Below are 16,453 nucleotides of genomic sequence, written 5' to 3' on the forward strand. Positions count from 1 at the left end.
AAAAAAAGCCAGTCACGATGACTGGCTTTTTCTTTATCTAGAAACTGGCGATCAATTAAAGCGCGCGCAGGATCCCTTCAACACTATCTTTTGCATCGCCAAACAGCATGTGAGTGTTCTCTTTAAAGAACAGCGGGTTTTGAACGCCAGCATAACCGGTGCTCATTGAACGCTTAAACACGATAACATTCTGCGCTTTCCACACTTCCAGCACCGGCATACCCGCGATTGGACTGCGCGGATCTTCCTGTGCCGCCGGGTTAACGGTATCGTTGGCGCCAATCACCAGCACCACGTCGGTATCGCTGAAATCGTCGTTGATTTCATCCATTTCAAGCACGATATCGTAAGGCACTTTGGCTTCAGCCAGCAACACATTCATGTGCCCGGGCAAACGACCGGCAACCGGATGAATACCAAAGCGAACCTTGATACCCTTGGCGCGAAGTCGAGCGGTGATATCCTGCACCGGATACTGCGCCTGTGCCACCGCCATGCCGTAGCCAGGAGTGATGATCACCGAGCTGGCGCTTTTCAGCATTTCAGCCACGTCTTCCGCGCTGGCTTCACGGTACTCGCCCATCTCCTGATCGTCACCGGTCGAGGAGCTTTCGGTGCCGAAACCGCCGGCAATCACGCTGATAAACGAGCGGTTCATCGCCTTGCACATTATATAAGACAGGATCGCACCTGAAGAACCCACCAGCGCGCCGGTGACAATCAGCAGGTCATTGCCGAGCATAAAGCCCGCCGCCGCCGCCGCCCAACCCGAATAAGAGTTAAGCATTGAAACCACCACCGGCATGTCTGCTCCACCAATGGATGACACCAGATGCCAGCCGAAAGCCAGAGCGATCACGGTCATGACCAGCAGAGCCAGTACCTGAGTGGACACACTTTCGGTGCGCACAAAGATAATCAGCAACATAAAGGAAACGACCAGCGCCGCCAGATTCAGCCTGTGGCGATGTGGCAGAGCCAGCGGCTTGGAGGAGAAAATCCCGCGCAGCTTGCCAAACGCTACAATTGAACCGGTAAAAGTCACTGCGCCGATAAAGATGCCGAGGAACACTTCGACCAGATGGATATTTTCCATCACCCCTTCCATCGGCACTGCGCCACGGTCGAGGTAACTGTTAAAGCCAACCAGTACAGCCGCCAATCCGACAAAACTGTGCAGAATCGCGACCAGCTCTGGCATTTGAGTCATTTCGACTTTACGCGCCAGATAAACGCCGATCGCACCGCCGACAACCATCGCCAGAATAATCCAGCCAGTGTGGCCGGAGTCAGGTCCGAGAATGGTCACGATTAACGCGATCGCCATTCCGGTGATGCCAAAAATATTCCCCTGCCTGGACGTCTCGTGCTTCGACAATCCCGCAAGGCTGAAAATAAATAGAATAGCGGCAACAATGTATGCAGCTGTAACTAAACCCCCAGACATATGCTACCCCTTAATTCTTGCGAAACATTTTCAGCATGCGCTGAGTGACGGTAAATCCGCCAAAAATATTGATACTGGCAATCAGCACCGCGACAAAAGACAGGAAACTGACCCAGCCACCGTGACCGATTTGCAGCAATGCACCGACAACGATAATGCCTGAAATTGCGTTGGTTACCGCCATCAAAGGAGTATGCAGCGCGTGGCTGACGTTCCAGACCACGTAGTAACCCACCACGCAAGAAAGCGCGAATACGGTAAAGTGCGACAGGAACTCTTTTGGCGCGACGTCTGCCAACCAGCCAAACAACACCACAGCAATCGCCATAATGATGTATTTGGTCCACGGCGACGAAGGCTTGGCTGCGGCTTTGGCACTCGGTGCCTCGACTTTGGCAGCCTGTGGCTGAGCAGAAACCTGAATTGGCGGAGCTGGCCAGGTGATTTCACCTGATTTAACAACCGTGACGCCGCGAACGACGGTGTCATCAAAGTCGATAACGATTTCGCCGTTTTTCTCTTTGCACAACAGTTTCAGCAAGTTAAGCAGGTTAGTGCCGTAAAGCTGAGACGACTGTGTCGGCAGGCGGCTTGGCAAATCGGTATAGCCAATGATTTTCACGCCGTTTGGCGTCACGGTGATGGTATCTGCCACGGTCAGTTCGCAGTTACCGCCAGTTTGTGCAGCAAGGTCAACGATCACACTGCCCGGCTTCATTGATTCAACCATTTCACGGGTGATCAGTTTAGGTGCCGGACGGCCAGGAATAAGCGCGGTAGTGACAATGATGTCGACTTCTTCAGCCTGCGCGGCAAAGAGCGCCATTTCGGCCTTAATAAAAGCTTCGGACATCACTTTCGCGTAGCCGTCGCCGTTGCCGGCTTCTTCTTCAAAGTCGAGCTCGAGGAATTCCGCGCCCATACTTTGAACTTGCTCTTTTACTTCCGGACGGGTATCAAAGGCGCGAACGATAGCACCCAGACTGCCCGCTGCACCGATGGCCGCCAAACCGGCAACACCGGCCCCGATAATCATTACTTTTGCCGGTGGAACTTTACCTGCGGCGGTTATCTGCCCCGTAAAGAAGCGGCCAAACTCGTGAGCGGCTTCGACGATTGCACGATAACCGGCGATGTTAGCCATCGAGCTCAGAGCATCCATAGATTGTGCGCGTGAAATACGCGGAACAGAATCCATGGCCAGCGCAGTAACATTACGCTCGGCAAGCTTTTGAATCAGTTCAGGATTCTGTGCAGGCCAGATAAAGCTGACCAGAGTAGATCCTGCCTGTAATTTATTGATTTCGTCATCGAGAGGCGCATTGACCTTCATCACGATATCAGACTGCCAAACGGCATCACCCGCTTCGACCGTTGCACCAACTGCTGCATACGCAGCATCATCAAAACTGGCCAGTTTACCTGCGCCCTGCTCGATGGCGACTGTAAAGCCGAGTTTCAGCAGTTGTTCCACCGTTTTTGGTGTTGCTGCAACGCGGGCTTCATTGGTCAACCGTTCTCTTGGTATACCAATACGCATAATTATTCCCTTCACCCTTTTATTTGATAATGCTAGTCATCGATGTAGATAGAAAATTAAAAACCTGTCGGCTTGTTTCGCCGAATTACTGACGCATTTTTCAGGCCGGCTATAACCTACTGAATATCAGATTAATAAGCTACATTGAAAGCGCAGTTATGAGGGTTAAATCACCTAAAAGCGGCATAAGCCACAATCCCTCTGCTAACGGGCCAAATTACCTATTTAATTCACTTAATAATGGTAATTAAACGAGATGATTCACTCTGCAAGGCATCATCAAATCCTCACTCCGCGCAGGAAAAAGTGAGTAAAATGTAAAAAATTAACATTTATTTCACTTATTCATTGAGTCACCCTACTTATATAAGTTATCAATAGAAATTAAAGTGACCTGAGTTAAGATTTAGGGGTTGCGATTTTTAAAAAATTACTCAAGCGTTCGCCATTATTACATGCAATAATCGGGAGCTAATCTGTTACACATCAATAATTCAGCATGTTTCAACATTACTGCGCAAGGTGAAAGGATTTTTTATGAAGCAGACGAAAACGATCATCGCATCGGCCGTTGTTTTATTAATCTCGCAACTCTCTGTTTTGTCTGTAGCCAAGGCTGCAGAAGAAATCAGTCCCGAGAAAGCAGCTGCCCTAAAACCCTTTGATCGCATTGCATTTACTGGTCATTTTAATAATCTGGGCGATGCCTCTGACGAAGCATCGAAACGTGCTGATAAAGAAGGCGCGGCATATTTCTATATTCTGGATACCAACAGCGTTAGTGAAAGCGGTAACTGGCGCGTAGTGGCTGATCTGTATCGTAAAGATGCCCCCAAGGCCAGCCCTAAACCGGTTCTGAACAGCGTCAATGGAGTGAGCGGCGTTAAGCAGCTGCCGAAAGAAGTCGCTTTCCAGCTCGAACCTTTTGACACCGTCAGCGTTAATGGCCTTTTCCACAGCCAGCCAGACGTTTTAGAGGCAGTAGCAGAGGCGGCGAAAGCTAAAGGCGCATACTCGTTCTTTATCGTTCGCCAAATTGATGCCAACAACGGCGGCAATCAGTACATTACTGCCTTCGTGTACAAGAAAGATGCGCCCAAGCGCGTGACCCAGAGCCCGGATGCTATTCCTTACAACTCTGAAGCGGGTCGTGCCGCGCTGGCAGCCGGTGGTGCTGAAGCCAAGAAAGTCGAAATTCCTGGCGTGGCCTCTTCCAGCACACCAAGCAGCAATGTTGGTCTGTTCTTCCAGACACAGTCTTCAACCGGTAAACGCTACTCGGTGACATTGCCAAGCGGCAATAAAGTTGAAGAAGTTAACAATGTTACTGCCGCACAGATGACGCCGTTTAAAACTGTGACCTTTACGGGCCACTTCAACAGCATCACTGATGTCTCGCAAGAAGTTGCGAAGCGTGCCGATGCCGCAGGCGCTAAATTCTACCACGTGACTCGCCAGTGGCAGAACCAAAGCGGTGGCAACCTGACTGTTACAGCAGACCTGTTTAAGTAATTGAAATATGTTTAGGTTGGCTACAACCAAGGACGCCAAGTCTTTGGTTGTAGTAATCGACATCACCCACCGTGTGCGAAATGCCGCTTTTTTCGAAAATGGGGAGTCGAGAAGAATAACTCGCTGAATGACTGTTTAATGCTTTGAGGAATCTATCAGTATCTGCACCGCTAAATGCTCATCACTCTGGGTCAGCGCGAGCGGATGTTTGCATTCCCGATGGATAGCGGCAATTTGTTCTTCGGTTAATCCATAAGGAAGATGAATATCTACGCTGTAAATATTTTGCTGCTGTGCAAGCTCAATTAAACGTACGATATTGATTTCATCGCTGACCTGGGTAGAAACCACCTGCAATGCCAACGCGTTAAGCGTGTCTTGTTTAGATTTTTCGTGGGTAGTGCGAGATCTCAACACCATGCCGAAAAAAGGTAATACGCCGTAGATGGCATCGAGAAAACTCCATTGCTTCTTGCACGATGCGGACAGGTATTCCATATAATCAAAGGAAGCTGTTTCACTTCGCACATCGGGTACCAGGCGACTATCAGCCATCTCCATTCCTCTCGCGGCCAGTGCTAACTAATCTAACGTGAGTTAGAAAAGACCTTACTATTTTGAAGATAATGTTTTGAAACGATAAACACAATCATCTATATAATGGCATAGCTTTATATAATGACATAGTTTATGGCTACTTTGCCAGTGAGTTAAAGTGCTTTCCGCTTTTAACCATGGCCAAAAACTGCGTTAATGTAGACTGGGTCATAGCGTTGATGCCCTGCTCGCGCTATTCTGGAAGCCGATTTTTATGTTAACAGCAAACCAATGAATAGAATCGTTTTTGTAGAAGATGACGCCGAGGTAGGCAAGCTGATCGCTGCTTATCTGGGTAAGCATGACATTGAAGTTCTGATAGAACCACGCGGTGATACGGCTCAGGCAAGAATTGCTCTCGAACAGCCTGATTTAGTGTTGCTGGATATTATGCTGCCCGGAAAAGACGGCATGACCCTTTGCCGCGATCTGCGCCCGGCCTATGATGGCCCTATTGTGCTGTTGACGTCCCTCGATAGCGATATGAACCACATATTATCGCTGGAAATGGGCGCCAACGACTATATTCTGAAAACTACACCGCCCGCGGTGCTGCTGGCGCGCCTGCGTTTGCATCTGCGCCAGCGAACGACAGCGGGCAGCGAACCGGAAAAAACCGGCAAACCGATTCAAAAAGGCAATGCCCTGCACTTTGGCCAACTGTGTATTGACCCGGTAAACCGAGAAGTCACGCTGGGCGAGGAAACGATTACTCTTTCAACTTCTGACTTCGATCTGCTGTGGGAGCTCGCCACTCACGCTGGCCGCATTATGGATCGCGAAGCCCTGCTGCTTAATCTTCGCGGCGTAAGCTATGACGGACTCGATCGCAGCATCGACGTCGCCATTTCCCGCCTGCGTCGCAAACTTTATGACAATGCCCTCGAGCCTTTCCGCATTAAAACAGTGCGTAATAAAGGTTATCTGTTTGCCCCTAATGCCTGGGAGTCGGTGCAGGGATGAGAAAGCTTTTTGTGCAGTTTTTCCTGCTGCTGCTGGTATGTTTTCTGGTCATGGCGATGCTGGTTGGTTTGGTTTATAAGGTTACCGCCGAACGAACCGGTCGCCAGTCGATGAATGACTTGATGAAAAGCTCACTTTATCTGATGCGCAGTGAGCTGCGAGAAATCCCCATTCGTGACTGGAATAAAACCATTAGCACCCTTGAACTGAACCTATCGTTCAAACTGCATATCGAGCCTTTGGGTAAACGCAAACTCAGCCCGGCGCTGGACGCCCAGCTTCGTGATGGCGAAATTATCGCCCTTGACAGCGAATACACCTTTATCCAGCGCGTTCCTCGCAGTAATTATGTGCTGGTCGTCGGGCCAATACCCTATCTGTTTTATATGCATGAAATGCGGCTGCTTGATTTAGGCCTGCTTATTTTCATCGGCCTGTCGCTGGCTCTGCCGGTATTCCTATGGATGCGGCCCCACTGGCAAGACTTGCTAAAGCTCGAAAACTCGGCCCTGCGTCTGGGCAACGGGCATCTTGATGAACGCACCAATTTTGACTCGACCTCAAGCCTTAACCGGCTGGGCATTGCCTTCAACCAGATGGCCGATAATATTAATACATTGATTGCCAGCAAGAAGCAGCTTATCGACGGCATAGCCCATGAACTGCGAACTCCGCTGGTACGACTGCGCTATCGTCTGGCAATCAGCGAAAATCTTCCTGATTCTGAACAGCAGGCGATTAACCGCGACATCGGTCAGCTGGAATCGCTAATTGATGAGTTACTCACTTATGCACGTCTGGATCGCCCTCAGGTGGCACTACATTTAACGAAAATTAATCTACCCGAATGGATTGAAGATAAAGCCGATGACTTCCGTCTGGTAAATACAGAACATGAAATCGAGCTTCACGTTCCCAAACCCGCTGATTTTGGTGGTGTCGATTTGCGCCTGATGGAGCGCGTGCTGGACAACCTGGTGAACAACGCCCAGCGCTACGCCTCCAACACGCTGCGTATTAGCCTGTGGCTCGAGGGAGAAGAAGCCAACCTGCAGGTTGAGGACGATGGCCCCGGAATTCCACCAGAAGAGCGTCTACGTATTTTCGAGCCTTTTGTTCGTCTTGACCCAAGCCGTGACAGAGCGACTGGCGGCTGTGGTTTAGGCCTGGCGATTGTACATTCAATTGCCGTGGCCTATCAGGGTCGGGTGATGGTCGATGCCAGCCCGCTTGGAGGAGCCAGCATACGTTTTAGCTGGCCGATAAAACCCTCTTTTAACCTGGCAATCGAACCGCAGTAATCGGGCATGACCCCGCTGGCTTGCAGCGCGGGTATTCATATTTTTTTAAAGCATGGAGTAGATCATGGCGACAGCTTATTCACAGTTACGCGCAACATTCACCCGGTTATCACGTTTTAGCCACCTTTCATCCATTGCTGGATGGGACATGCAAACCATGATGCCACCGGAGGGCAGCAAGGCGCGTTCGGAAGCCTTGGCCGAACTCAGTGTACTCCAGCATCAGATACTGACCGCGGGTAAAGTCGGTGAGTGGCTGGAACAGGCCAAACAAGAAGACCTCAACGATCTTGAGCAATCCAACCTGCGTGAAATGGCGCGCCATTACCAGCACGCAGCCTTGTTGCCCGAAAGCCTGGTGGAGGCCAAATCGCTGGCCGGTGCGCGCTGTGAGCACGCGTGGCGTCGTCAGCGTCCGGCCAACGACTGGGAAGGCTTCGTCGATAACCTGCGTGAAGTGGTCAAACTCAGCCGTGAAGAAGCGACTTTGCGTTCGCAGGCTGCTGGCATTAGCCGCTATGATTCCCTGCTTGACCTGTACGAACCTGGTATGACCGCCGCCAAGCTCGACGTGATCTTTGGCGATTTGAAAACCTGGTTACCGCAGTTGCTGCAAAAAGTGGTCGATAAACAGCAATCAATACAGTTTATTCAGCCGCAGGGGCCGTTTGACATCGAACAGCAGAAACAGCTCGGGCTGAAAGTCATGAAACGTTTGGGTTTCAACTTCGATGCTGGCCGTCTTGATATTAGCGCCCACCCTTTCTGCGGCGGCGTCCCTCAGGATGTGCGTATTACCACCCGCTATAATCAGGATGAGTTTATTACCGCCATGATGGGCGTTATCCACGAAACCGGACATGCCCGCTATGAACAGAATTTACCTAAAGAGTGGCTCGGACAACCGGTAGCCAATGCGCGTTCGATGGGGGTTCACGAATCACAAAGTCTGTTATTTGAAATGCAGCTTGGCGCTAGCCCAATTTTCCTGAAATCTATTCATCCATTGGTCACTGAGCAGTTCGGCCAGCGCGACGGATTAGATCTAAACAACTTTATCAATCTTAACCAGCGCGTGCAGCCAGGACATATTCGTGTCGATGCCGACGAAGTCAGTTATCCGGCACATATCATCCTGCGCTATGAAATCGAGCAGGCGCTGATTGAGGGTGAAATTGAAGTAGAGGATATTCCGGCGCTGTGGAGCAGCAAAATGCAGCAATATCTGGGCATCGACACGATAGGTAATTATACCAACGGTTGTATGCAGGATATTCACTGGACCGATGGCGGCTTTGGTTATTTCCCGACTTACACGCTGGGAGCGATGTACGCTGCACAATTATTCCAGACCGCAAATAAAGCCATTCCCACCCTGCAAGATGATATTAGCCGCGGCGACCTCACTGCACTGTTCCAATGGCTGAATCAAAACATCTGGCAGCACGGCAGCCGTTTCTCGACCGATCAGCTCATGGTCAATGCTACCGGTGAAACGCTAAACACTGACTATTTCCGTAAGCATCTCGAAAGCCGTTATCTGTAATATCGTTAAATTCTGTAATAACATTAATTGAAATCCCCCACCCGGTTCTGAAATTTCAGGGCCGGGTAAAAGCCCCGCCGCCGCCCAGAATTATCTTAATTAATCTCTACAGATCCCCCTGATTTACAGACATTTATGCACCTTCAGATATCACAAGTAACCGCAATAATCAGTATGTTGTAACTAAATAGGGTTTTTAGATGTAGAAATCAACGTCGCAACAAGAATAAAATATTGATAATTATAGATTTAATACTTTGTACATAGCGTTACACGCCGAAACCAATCACTAACGGACACCAGACAGTAACAGGCCTAGTATTCATTCACCGGCCCCGCAGTGGGGTGGATACACAAATTAAAATTCTGAGGAATTAACGATGAAAAAGGTATTAGCTCTGGTTATTGCCGCTGCAATGGGCCTGTCTTCTGCAGCTTTCGCAGCTGAAACTACAACTGCTGCTCCAGCTGCTGCTGCAACCACCACCACTACTGCTGCTCCGGCTGCTAAAGCTCCAGTTGCTAAAAAGCACACGGCTAAAAAGAAAACTACCAAGAAACACGCTGCCAAGAAGCCAGCTGCTCAAAAAGCACAGGCTGCTAAAAAGAAAACCACCAAGAAACATGCTGCCAAGAAGCCTGTAGCTCAGAAAGCTCAAGCTGCTAAAAAGCACGTTGCTAAAAAACACGCTGCCAAGAAGCCAGTAGCTCAGAAAGCTCAGGCTGCTAAAAAGCACACTACCAAGAAACACGCTGCCAAGAAGCCAGTAGCTCAGAAAGCTCAGGCTGCTAAAAAGCATACTACCAAGAAACACGTTGCCAAGAAGCCAGTAGCTCAGAAAGCTCAGGCTGCTAAAAAGCATACTACCAAGAAACACGTTGCCAAGAAGCCAGTAGCTCAGAAAGCTCAGGCTGCTAAAAAGCACACTACCAAGAAACACGTTGCCAAGAAGCCAGTAGCTCAGAAAGCTCAGGCTGCTAAAAAGCACACTACCAAGAAACACGTTAAAAAAGCTGCACCAGCAGCTAAGTAATAAGTCTTTGTGAGCAAATCGTCTCACCATTATCAAGACTGATTATTTGACACCCGGTTCGCCGGGTGTTTTTTTCTCCGGCCTTATACCCCTTAGTCCGATTTAAAAACGGGGTTATCACTTTAGGCAATCTTGAGGTATTGATGGACGATGCTGCGACGCTACCTGTTCGAAATTACCCTAAGTTCACTGATTCTTTGCGGCCTGATCACGTTATTCTTTTATTTCTAATGGAAACGTCATTCACCTGTCAGCATAATCAGAAACAGTTTTAAAACGAGTTAACACGACCTCCTGTTTCCTGAAAGCTATAACCAGCTATAATCAATATCTTACTCATCGACACCAGTCATCCCCCGCACTCAAGGTCAAAACGATATGCGCATAGCTTTACCGCTTGTCTTGTGCTTTTTCTGCTTCGCTCTCCCTGCTCATGCCGACTCTTCCGATTCGGATAGCGATTCAGATGCTCCCGCGATCAGCCTTAAAGAGAAAACTGCCCTATTTTTTGGCCAGGATCACCGTACTCACGTTAGTGAAGTTAAAACCTGGCCCTGGCAGGCAATTGGTCAGATAGAAACAGCCAGTGGCAACTTGTGTACCGCCACGCTGATTTCAGAGCATTTAGTGTTAACTGCCGGACACTGCGTTATGGCCCCTCCAGGTAATCTCGATAAAGTGATCGCCCTGCGCTTTGTTTCTCAGCACGAAAAATGGCGCTACAAAATTACCTCATTAGAGACGCTGGTTGACCCGACACTGGGTAAAAAACTTAAAGCCGATGGCGATGGCTGGATTGTGCCGCCAAAAGCCGCACCTTATGATTTCGCGCTGGTGCGTATTACCGACACTAAACATAAATTGCCGATCAAGCCTTTGCCTTTATGGCAAGGAACCCGCGATGAGTTGACCGCAGCGCTCAAGGCCAATGGTCGCAAGGTTACTCAGGCTGGCTATCCGGAAGATCATCTCGATGACTTGTACAGTCATCAGGATTGTTTAATTACGGGATGGGCACAGCCAGGGGTGATGTCACACCGTTGTGACACACTGCCGGGCGACAGCGGTTCACCGTTGCTGCTTAAACAGAATGGCAAATGGACACTGATTGGCATTCAGAGCTCGGCCCCAGCGGCGCAAGACCGCTATCTGGCCGATAACCGCGCCCTGGCTGTTCCTGCAATCCGGGACGCGTTAGTTGAATTAAGCGGTAACCAGCTGGCCCATTAGGCCTTTGCCAGTGTCTGGGGCTATAAGTGTAGACACTGGCGTTTAATCCTCAATTAATATCATCATCTTATAGTACGGAATCGAGCCGCCTATCTAGCCTGGCATTGATGCCATAAGCTTGCAAAATAACCTAAGTCACCCAAAGGATATTTATGCCTTCTTATGCTGCTCCATTAAATATGCCTTCCAGGCGGTCTTCAAGGTCCTCACGTACTTCGAACTCATCAGATCACTCTAGCCCAGGGCTGTTAACCCAAGTTGAGTGGAATAGACGCTTGCTGGCTGGCACATTATATGCGCCAACTGCACAAGAACTTGCTGAACAACGTACCAGAGAATTACTGAATCAACTCTCAGGCCCTGCGCTGCGTGATTCAAATGAAACGCTAAGCTTACACTCCACGCCCCCTTCTTCGCGCCTTAGTCAAACGAGTTCCTCGGCGGGGAGTATAAACGACGTCATGACACATTCTGCTCCCCTTCCGAACTCAGGCCTGCGGGGGTTTTTCCGCAAACATTTACCCATGCAGCTAATGAATAATCGCTTGGTTAAACATTTCACTAAACTGCAATTCCGTCCCAAAGTTCCTAATCAAAATCGTTATCGTTCATCCGGCGATTTTAAAATAAAAAGTATTTCCGCTGCCGAAGCAGGCGAACTGAGCGTTGCTTATGCTAAGTTGGCCATCGATTATAAAAGTAAACTTGGTGGAATGCTAAACGATGAAGCGATTAGCGATAATCTTGAACAATCCATAGATATAAATGCATACATTAAGGGCATAGCTGACATTTTCACGGTGCCTAATCATGAAAAGGAAACTGCGCATTTTTACAAGCTGAAAAAGAAAAAAGATAATGATTCTTTTGCGATTGCCGTACTGTCACATTTTAACGGTGTCATGACTGTTAGAGGTGTATCAGTCCATCCAACAGCACTTCTCGCCCGGTTAGATTCAACTAAGCGCGAGGAAATAAAACAGCAATTCGGCGTTACTATTGGAAAGTATGACGCCAAAGGATTAGGCACCTCACTTTCGCTTCTTGCTGCTATATCCTCATCTCGTAAAGATAAAACAATTCACAGCGTTTCGACTAATGCGGTAAACCCATTGAGTGCCAAAATTTTCTCTCGCTCTATGGAAGATCTTACTTAATACCTTTAAGCGAGAGTTATTTTTAAAAACCTTTATTAGGCCAGCTGTTCCATTGTCTGCAAGATACGCTTGTCTGAAATAGGATAAGGTGTTCCAAGCTGCTGCGCGAAGTAACTCACGCGCAGCTCCTCAATCATCCAGCGAACTTCCTGCACTTCCTCGCTGGCCTGACGCACAGGCGGCAATTTATTGAACCACTGCTGCCACTTCTGCTGCACACTCTCGACTTTAAGCATCTGCGCACGATCACGATGGGCATCAACCGCTAGTTTATCCATTCGCCTTTCAATCGCCTGCAAATATCGCAAGGTATCCGGCAAACGTTTCCAGCCATTCTGAGTCACAAAACCGCGATAAATCAGCCCCGACATCTGCGCTTTGATATCTGAAAGCGCCAATGCCATGGTGATATCAATTCGCCCTTTCAGCCGTTTATTGATATTGAACACCGTGGTAAGAATCTGCTCCACCTGTGTTGCAATGCTGACAACAGTATCATTAAGATGCGCACGAACGTGCTCGTGCAGCCTGGCAAAACGGTCTTCATTCCACACCGGACCACCGGACTCTGCAATCAGCTTGTCGATACCGCATGAAATACAGTCGTCAATCAAGTCCAGGACTTTACCGTAAGGGTTAAAATACAGCCCCAGCTTGGCTTTGTTGGGCAACTTTTCATGCAGATATTTGATTGGCGAAGGAATATTCAGCAGCAGAAGCCGGCGAGTACCGCGCCACATGGCCTGCGACTGTTCGAGTTCGCTGTCGAACAGCTTGATGGCGATACTGTCTTTTTCATCCACCAGCGCCGGATAAGCCTTAACCTCGTAGCCGCCACGCTTCTGCTCATAGCAGTCTGGCAGTGTTCCAAAACTCCACACGTGCAGATTGTTTTGCTCAATACCGTCATCGGCGACCGCTGACAGTGTTTGCTGCACCTGCTCTTTCAAGGTCGATTTCAACGCGGTCAGGCTTTTGCCCTCACGCAGAGTTTTATTTTTCTCATCGACAACGCGGAAGGTTATTTTAAGATGATCGGGCACTTGATCCAGCTGCCAGTCTTCTCGTGACACCGTCACGCCGGTCATCCTGCGCAGCTCACGCTCCATAGACTCCAAAAGAGGCAATTCAAACGGCGTAGCGCGGCCCAGAAAAGCATCGGCATAGTTAGGCGCTGGAACAAAATTGCGGCGCACCGGCTTTGGCAATGATTTGATCAACGCCATAATCAGCTCGCGGCGAATGCCGGGAATTTGCCAGTCAAACCCCTGCTCTTCAATCTGATTAAGCAACGGCAGCGGGATGTGGACCGTAACGCCATCCGCTTGCGTACCCGGCTCAAACTGATAGGTAACTCGCAGCTTGATATTGCCCTGATGCCAGAAGTTCGGATAATCATGGGCGCTGATTTTGCCCGCGCCTTCTTTTATCAGCATGTTCTTTTCAAAGTTCAGGCTGTCAGCGGGCTGTTTTTTCCACCAGGTATCGAAATGCTTGCCGGAAACCACCTCGTGGCCAATACGCTGGTCATAAAACTGGAACAAAGTCTCTTCATCAACCAAAATATCACGGCGACGAGACTTGTGTTCAAGCTCCTCGACCTCGGCCCGCAGGCGTAAATTTTCGCGGAAGAACGCGTGCCGCGTTTGCCAATCGCCCTCGACCAGCGCGTGACGGATAAACAGTTCGCGTGAAACCACGGGATCAATACTGCCGTAATTCACTCGGCGCGCCATAACGATAGGCAGACCAAACAGCGTGACCTTTTCTGTTGCCATCACCGCGCCCTGGGCTTTTTCCCAATGCGGCTCGCTATAGCTGTATTTCACCAGATGCTGGGCTAACGGCTCAATCCATTCAGGTTCGATTTTGGCGGCAATACGCCCCCAAAGCCTACTGGTTTCCACCAGTTCGGCGACAATCGCCCACTTCGGCGGCTTTTTGAATAGCCCCGAACCAGGGAAAATCGCAAAACGGGCGTTGCGCGCTCCGGTGAACTCCTGCTTTTCGACATCTTTTTGACCAATATGCGACAGTAAACCGGTCAGCAATGAGCAATGCACGCTGCGAAAATCCGCTGGCTCGCTGTTGATGCGCAGGCCTAGCTCTTTCACCACCTGGCGCAGCTGAGTATAAATATCCTGCCATTCACGAACGCGCAGATAGTTCAGGAAATCAGTGCGGCACAGCTTGCGAAATTGCGCAGAAGACAGCGCTTTCTGCTGCTCTTGCAGATAGTCCCAGAGATTGACGAAGGCCAAAAAGTCGGAGTCTTTGTCGGCAAAACGACGATGTTTTTCGTCAGACGCCTGCTGTTTGTCGGCAGGTCGCTCGCGGGGGTCCTGAATCGACAGCGCGGCGGTGATAATCATAACCTCACGCAGACAGGCATTTTTCTGCGCCTCAAGCACCATCCGCGCCAGACGCGGGTCCACCGGCAGTTGCGCCAGACTACGCCCCTGTTCGGTCAAGGTATAACGACCATTTTCAGGGTGATTAATCGCGCCCAGCTCTTCGAGCAGCCGCACACCGTCCTGAATATTGCGCTTGTCCGGAGCTTCGACAAACGGGAAAGCCGATATATCGCCAAGACCCAGCGAGGTCATTTGCAGAATAACGGATGCCAGATTGGTACGCAGAATCTCAGGGTCGGTAAATTCCGGGCGCGACAAGAAGTCCTGCTCGGAGTATAAACGAATACAAATCCCTTCTGATACGCGGCCGCAGCGGCCTTTACGTTGGTTTGCCGAAGCCTGTGAGACTGGCTCAATCGGCAAACGCTGTACCTTGGTGCGAAAACTGTAACGGCTGATACGCGCAGTGCCCGGGTCAATAACGTATTTGATCCCCGGCACAGTCAGTGAGGTTTCGGCCACGTTGGTCGCCAAGACAATTCGACGCCCCGAATGCGACTGGAATACCCTATTTTGCTCACTGTTCGACAACCGCGCGTACAGCGGCAAGATTTCGGTATGCGGCAGATCAAGACGATTGAGCGCATCGGCGGTGTCGCGGATTTCCCGCTCACCACTCATAAAGATGAGAATATCGCCGCGACTTTCACGCCCCAGCTCATCAACGGCGTCAAAAATCGCCTGCAGCTGATCGCGATCGGTGTCGTCGGCATCGTCAACGATCGGGCGGTATCGCACATCGACCGGATAGGTACGGCCCGAAACTTCAATTATCGGCGCGTTGTTGAAATGCCTGGAGAAACGCTGAGGATCGATGGTCGCCGAGGTAATGATAACTTTGAGATCGGGGCGTTTTGGCAGCAGCTGGCGCAAATAACCGAGAATGAAATCGATATTCAGACTGCGTTCATGGGCCTCATCGATGATCAGCGTATCGTACTGCATCAGCATGCGGTCCTGCTGGATTTCAGCCAGCAGAATGCCGTCGGTCATCAGCTTGACCAGCGTGTTTTCACTCACCTGATCGTTAAAGCGGACTTTATAACCGACCGTATTACCGAGGCTGGTTTCGAGTTCGTCGGCAATACGGTTGGCCACGGTACGCGCCGCCAGCCTGCGCGGCTGGGTATGACCAATCAGGCCTTTAATACCTCTGCCGAGCTCCATGCAAATTTTCGGGATCTGCGTGGTTTTACCCGACCCTGTTTCACCGGCAACAATCACCACCTGGTGGTCGCGAATAGCCTCAAAGATGTCCTGCTTCTTCTGGCTGACCGGCAGGTTGTCGGGATAGGTAATTTTTGGGCGTGACGCTTCACGAGAGCTGACTTTTTGCAGCCCCTGCTGGACAGCGTTTTCCAGTTCTTGAGTAAGACCTTGCAATACCTGGGGGTCATTAACTTTTTTAGCGCCCTGCATACGGCGTTGCAGGCGTTGTCGGTCACGTAGCATCAGCCCGTCAAGTTGTGCTGATAGTGCCGCGAGCGGTGATTTCACGTTCGAGATTCCTTGATGGTCGGCAGGCGCTGGCCTTGCCTGAATAACACTATGTTATCACAAGCGATGTTTGGACAAATGTTGTTTTAATAAAGCAATTTTTTGGCAAAGCCATTGGCGCTGTAACAAGGCGGCAACTAAATGAGTCCCGATGAGCTGACAAAAGTCAGTGATTCGGGCGAGTGAAGGAAGTCAACGCAGGTACGGCGTCTAGG

General features: G+C 49.9%; 11 protein-coding genes. 7 read left to right on the forward strand and 4 right to left on the reverse strand.

The genetic code is table 11. From position 1 onward, the window contains the following. Window positions 1–55: 55 nt before the first annotated feature. Window positions 56–1,447, reverse strand: a complete 1,392-nt coding sequence (gene pntB / locus AB3G37_RS12680; RefSeq protein ID WP_369787987.1) for a Re/Si-specific NAD(P)(+) transhydrogenase subunit beta — start codon at window positions 1,445–1,447, stop codon at window positions 56–58. A gap of 10 nt (window positions 1,448–1,457) precedes the next feature. Next, window positions 1,458–2,987, reverse strand: a complete 1,530-nt coding sequence (gene pntA, locus AB3G37_RS12685) for a Re/Si-specific NAD(P)(+) transhydrogenase subunit alpha (RefSeq protein ID WP_369787988.1) — start codon at window positions 2,985–2,987, stop codon at window positions 1,458–1,460. A gap of 537 nt (window positions 2,988–3,524) precedes the next feature. Between pntA and ydgH the strand changes: the two genes are divergently transcribed. Next, window positions 3,525–4,499 (forward strand): DUF1471 family protein YdgH, encoded by a 975-nt coding sequence (gene ydgH / locus AB3G37_RS12690; RefSeq protein WP_369787989.1) that lies wholly within the window; start codon window positions 3,525–3,527, stop codon window positions 4,497–4,499. Window positions 4,500–4,634: 135 nt separating this feature from the next. Here the strand turns inward: ydgH and AB3G37_RS12695 are convergent, their stop codons facing one another. Beyond that, window positions 4,635–5,054, reverse strand: a complete 420-nt coding sequence (locus AB3G37_RS12695; RefSeq protein WP_009636030.1) for a hypothetical protein — start codon at window positions 5,052–5,054, stop codon at window positions 4,635–4,637. 273 nt (window positions 5,055–5,327) lie between these two features. Here AB3G37_RS12695 and rstA point away from each other — a divergent pair, with 273 nt between their 5' ends. The 6 genes from rstA to AB3G37_RS12725 all read left to right on the forward strand — a co-directional run bounded on the left by rstA (window position 5,328) and on the right by AB3G37_RS12725 (window position 12,327). Continuing rightward, the gene (gene rstA / locus AB3G37_RS12700; RefSeq protein WP_369787990.1) at window positions 5,328–6,059 is read left to right on the forward strand and encodes a two-component system response regulator RstA; all 732 of its coding nucleotides are present in this window, start codon (window positions 5,328–5,330) and stop codon (window positions 6,057–6,059) included. Further along, window positions 6,056–7,360, forward strand: a complete 1,305-nt coding sequence (rstB, locus tag AB3G37_RS12705) for a two-component system sensor histidine kinase RstB (RefSeq protein ID WP_009636028.1) — start codon at window positions 6,056–6,058, stop codon at window positions 7,358–7,360. Before rstA ends, rstB begins: the two co-directional genes overlap by 4 nt. Before the next feature lie 64 nt (window positions 7,361–7,424). Beyond that, the gene (locus tag AB3G37_RS12710; RefSeq protein WP_369787991.1) at window positions 7,425–8,906 is read left to right on the forward strand and encodes a carboxypeptidase M32; all 1,482 of its coding nucleotides are present in this window, start codon (window positions 7,425–7,427) and stop codon (window positions 8,904–8,906) included. 380 nt (window positions 8,907–9,286) lie between these two features. Beyond that, complete coding sequence (gene asr, locus AB3G37_RS12715; RefSeq protein ID WP_369787992.1) at window positions 9,287–9,940, forward strand: acid resistance repetitive basic protein Asr; 654 nt, start codon at window positions 9,287–9,289, stop codon at window positions 9,938–9,940. Window positions 9,941–10,318: 378 nt separating this feature from the next. Next, window positions 10,319–11,170: a serine protease gene (locus AB3G37_RS12720; protein WP_369787993.1), complete on the forward strand. Its 852-nt coding sequence runs from the start codon at window positions 10,319–10,321 to the stop codon at window positions 11,168–11,170. Between the two features lie 275 nt (window positions 11,171–11,445). Then, window positions 11,446–12,327, forward strand: a complete 882-nt coding sequence (locus AB3G37_RS12725) for a hypothetical protein (protein ID WP_369787994.1) — start codon at window positions 11,446–11,448, stop codon at window positions 12,325–12,327. Between the two features lie 35 nt (window positions 12,328–12,362). Here AB3G37_RS12725 and hrpA read toward each other — a convergent pair whose 3' ends face one another. Then, the gene (gene hrpA, locus AB3G37_RS12730) at window positions 12,363–16,238 is read right to left on the reverse strand and encodes an ATP-dependent RNA helicase HrpA (protein WP_369787995.1); all 3,876 of its coding nucleotides are present in this window, start codon (window positions 16,236–16,238) and stop codon (window positions 12,363–12,365) included. Window positions 16,239–16,453: the final 215 nt, after the last annotated feature.

The organism is Rouxiella sp. WC2420 (genome assembly GCF_041200025.1).
Classification (GTDB): Bacteria; Pseudomonadota; Gammaproteobacteria; order Enterobacterales; family Enterobacteriaceae; genus Rouxiella.